This window comes from Occallatibacter sp. (assembly GCF_049802275.1).
GTDB lineage: Bacteria > Acidobacteriota > Terriglobia > Terriglobales > Acidobacteriaceae > Telmatobacter.
This window is the reverse complement of record NZ_JBARMD010000360.1, coordinates 1-2978: the sequence shown is the minus strand read 5'-3', so window position 1 is coordinate 2978 and position 2978 is coordinate 1. Positions and strand designations below refer to the sequence as shown.

Annotated in this window: 4 protein-coding genes; 3 read left to right on the top strand and 1 reads right to left on the bottom strand. The window is 58.4% G+C overall.

The window, feature by feature from the left end; all coding sequences use genetic code 11:
• Positions 1 to 235 precede the first annotated feature (235 nt).
• Positions 236 to 1351, bottom strand: a complete 1116-nt coding sequence (locus tag WA354_RS12500) for an HrcA family transcriptional regulator (RefSeq protein ID WP_472813342.1) — start codon at positions 1349 to 1351, stop codon at positions 236 to 238.
• A 270-nt stretch (positions 1352 to 1621) separates the two neighbouring features.
• On the opposite strand from WA354_RS12500, the gene WA354_RS12495 reads away from it, so the two are divergent.
• From WA354_RS12495 to WA354_RS12485, 3 genes are read left to right on the top strand one after another with little or no spacing between them, the layout of a single operon-like run.
• Entirely contained in the window at positions 1622 to 2170 is a 549-nt protein-coding gene (locus WA354_RS12495; protein ID WP_472813341.1) for an inorganic diphosphatase, read from the top strand.
• A 12-nt stretch (positions 2171 to 2182) separates the two neighbouring features.
• Positions 2183 to 2533 carry a DUF3147 family protein gene (locus tag WA354_RS12490; protein WP_472813340.1) on the top strand — a complete coding sequence of 117 codons (351 nt, stop codon included), beginning with the start codon at positions 2183 to 2185 and terminating at the stop codon, positions 2531 to 2533.
• Positions 2534 to 2538: 5 nt separating this feature from the next.
• On the top strand, positions 2539 to 2970 hold the full coding sequence (locus WA354_RS12485; protein ID WP_472813339.1) for a hypothetical protein: 432 nt from the start codon (positions 2539 to 2541) through the stop codon (positions 2968 to 2970).
• Positions 2971 to 2978 lie beyond the last annotated feature (8 nt).

The window sequence follows — 2978 nt, the reverse complement described above, 5'->3', positions numbered from 1 at the left end:
CCTCAACCGCATCCCCTGCGGCCTTTTCAGGCACAGTGGCTTCCGCATTCTCCAACGCCGACAACTCTGCTTCCTTCTCTGGCATATCTCTACGTATTCCCCAAATGTTTCTCTTCTTAGTCAATGATAAATTCCTTGGCGACCGACGGTCTTCTTCTGCGATGTCTTACGGTGCAAAGCCCCACTGGATGCGGAACCTCCTCCGCGCGATAGCCTTGCGGGGTTCCGGGTCGTCTTACTGGGTTGAAATCTCCAGTAGGCGATCCGAAAGCCTCGCCACGTATCGCACCGCCTGGATCATCTCCTGGTATTGGATGCGGGTCGGCGCGATCACTGCCACCGTTCCCAGGCTGCTGCCACCCAGCCGGGCCGGGGCCCCGATCAGCACCAGGTCCTGCATCGCCGGGGAAGCCTCATCTAGTCCTACCACAACACGCACTTCCTGCTGGCTGCCACTCACATAAGCAGTCAGCAAATCCACCAGCCGCTGCTTGGCTTCCAGCGCCAGCAACATCTGCTTCAACCGCTCCCGATCCACCTCTGCCGCGATTAGATTCGCCCTGCCCTCCACGTAGAGCACCGACGCCGCATCCCCCACCGCCAGCGCTCCCTTCCGGCAAAGTTCCTCTACCGACGCAAGCAACTGGTCGTACGCAGCCCGTTCCTCATCCATACGGCGCGCAATTTCAGTCCGTATCCGATCGATCGGCCAGTTGTGAAACGTCTCGTTCAGATACCGCGCTGCCGTCTCCAGTTCTAGATGCGTCAGCTCCCGGTCAAGAACCAAAACCCTGTCCAGCACTGCGCCTGCCCGCGTCACCAGCACGGCAAGAACCCGTCCCGCGGAAAGCCGTGAAAAATGTATATGTTCCAGCACCTGCTCCTCCGCATTGCTGGCAAGCGCCACACCAAGTCCGCTCGAAATCAGCGCCAGCACATGCGACGTACGCTCCAGGTACTCGTTCGAACTCGTAACTCCCGAAAAGCTTTCCTCAATTTGCCCGCGGCGCTCCTCGCTCAGCGGAATCCCGCTCTGAGGAAGATGCGCGAATGCAGCCCCACCTACCCCAATGCGCCCTATCGGCGCCTCTGGACGCGTAATCTGCTCCACGTAATAACGAAACGCCGCAGCCGTCGGGACTCGGCCGGCCGAGGTGTGCGGCTGCTCCAGCAGACCGGCATCCCCCAGAGACACCATCACGTTGCGGATGGTCGCGGAACTCAATCCTTCTTTGTGCGCAAAATGATCTGCGACGGCCTGCGAGGCCACAGGTTCCCCGGTAGCGATATAGAGCTCGATAATCGCAGTAAGAACCAACCGCTCCCGCGGACTCACGCGCGTCTCAGGCATCTGACCGGCTACCTCGTTTGTTTGGGGTGACTCCCTGCATTGCGCAGGTCGATGCTGCCGCCCCAACTGGATAATCCTCCCCAAATGAGATGCTTAGAGCTTGAAATGGGTAGGATTCTCCTTTCTAAGTGTAGAAATCGCACAGCAACACTGTCAAGTTGCTGAAGGTTTCTCGCTTGCGTCAAACGCAGTTAGGGCAACCGAATCAACTCCGTAGCTCTCTCAGCTTGCAGGTTAAAGTTTTGTTAATAAATTGGAGCGGAGTATCTCATGGCAAAAAAGGCTGCTGCAAGTATGGCAAACCCAGTCCTGCTTAAACCGGTCGACGGAAGGGATGGGATTATCCAGGTCATTATCGAAACCCCAAAGGGCAGTCGCAACAAATTTGCCTTCGACGTCGAACAGAACATCTTCACTGTTAAGAAAGTTCTTCCCGCTGGCATGAGCTTCCCTTACGACTTCGGATTCTTGCCCCGGACCCTCGCCCCGGACGGCGACCCTATCGACGTCCTGCTTCTCATGGATGAACCTGCCTTCCCCGGCATCGCTGTCCGCGCCCGCCTCATCGGCATCATCGAAGGCGAGCAGACCGATGGAAAGAAGAAGATTCGCAATGATCGACTGCTTGCCGTTGCCGAGATGAACCACGAATACGCCTACATCAAGCGGCTGTCAGACTTGCCTAAAAAATTCCTGCGCGAGCTCGAAGAGTTCTTCGTCAACTACCACCGCCTTGAAGGCAAGGAATACACCCTCCTCGGCTGCAAGAAAACCACCGCCGCCATGCGCATCATCAAGAAGGCGCAGCGAGCCGCGTGAGGACTGATCTCCGTGCATGTTGAGATTGGAGAACTTCTCGCCCGCTTCCTGATCGGTGGCATCATCGTCAGCTTTTTCGCCGTACTGGCTGAAATGTTCCGCCCCAAGAGCTTCGCCGGTCTCTTCGGTGCCGCTCCCTCCATCGCGCTCGCCACCATCGGCATCACCATCGCCAGTCACGGCAAAACCTACGCAGCCACCGAGGCGCGATCCATGATCTGCGGCGCGATCGCATTCCTGCTTTACGCCTCATGCGTAAGCTGCATGCTGATTCGCTGGAAACCGCGCGCTCTCACGGCAACCATTACCCTCATGCCAGTCTGGTTTGCCGCCTCGTTCGCATTCTGGCTGATCGTGAGATAGCCGCCGTGATCGTCCATGCTCGTCTCTCCGCAATCAAGGGAATTAAACCCCACGAGTGGATCATCCGCTTCGCATTCGGCGGAACAGTCTGCGTTATCGCAGGATTGATCGCGCAGCGATTCGGCCCCGTCATCGGCGGCTTCTTCCTCGCCTTCCCGGCAATCTTCCCCGCCAGCGCAAGCCTCGTCGAAGGGCATGAAGAACAGCACAAAGCCCGCGCCGGATTTGACGGAACGAATCGCGGCCGGGTCGTCGCCGCCATCGACGCACACGGCACCGCGATGGGCTGCATCGGCCTCGCCGGCTTCGCGTTTGTCTTTTGGATCTGGTTGCCCCGCACCAGACCCTTCGTGGTCTTCCCGCTCGCCACACTCGTCTGGCTCACCGTCTCCGTAGGAGTCTGGCTGCTCCGCAAGAAACACATCCTGCGCCCGTAGATCAGGAT

Coding starts and splice junctions, on each gene's coding strand:
- WA354_RS12500 (WP_472813342.1), bottom strand. CDS start 1,351: ATGCCTGAGACGCGCGTGAGTCCGCGGGAGCGGTTGGTTCTTACTGCG.
- WA354_RS12495 (WP_472813341.1), top strand. CDS start 1,622: ATGGCAAAAAAGGCTGCTGCAAGTATGGCAAACCCAGTCCTGCTTAAA.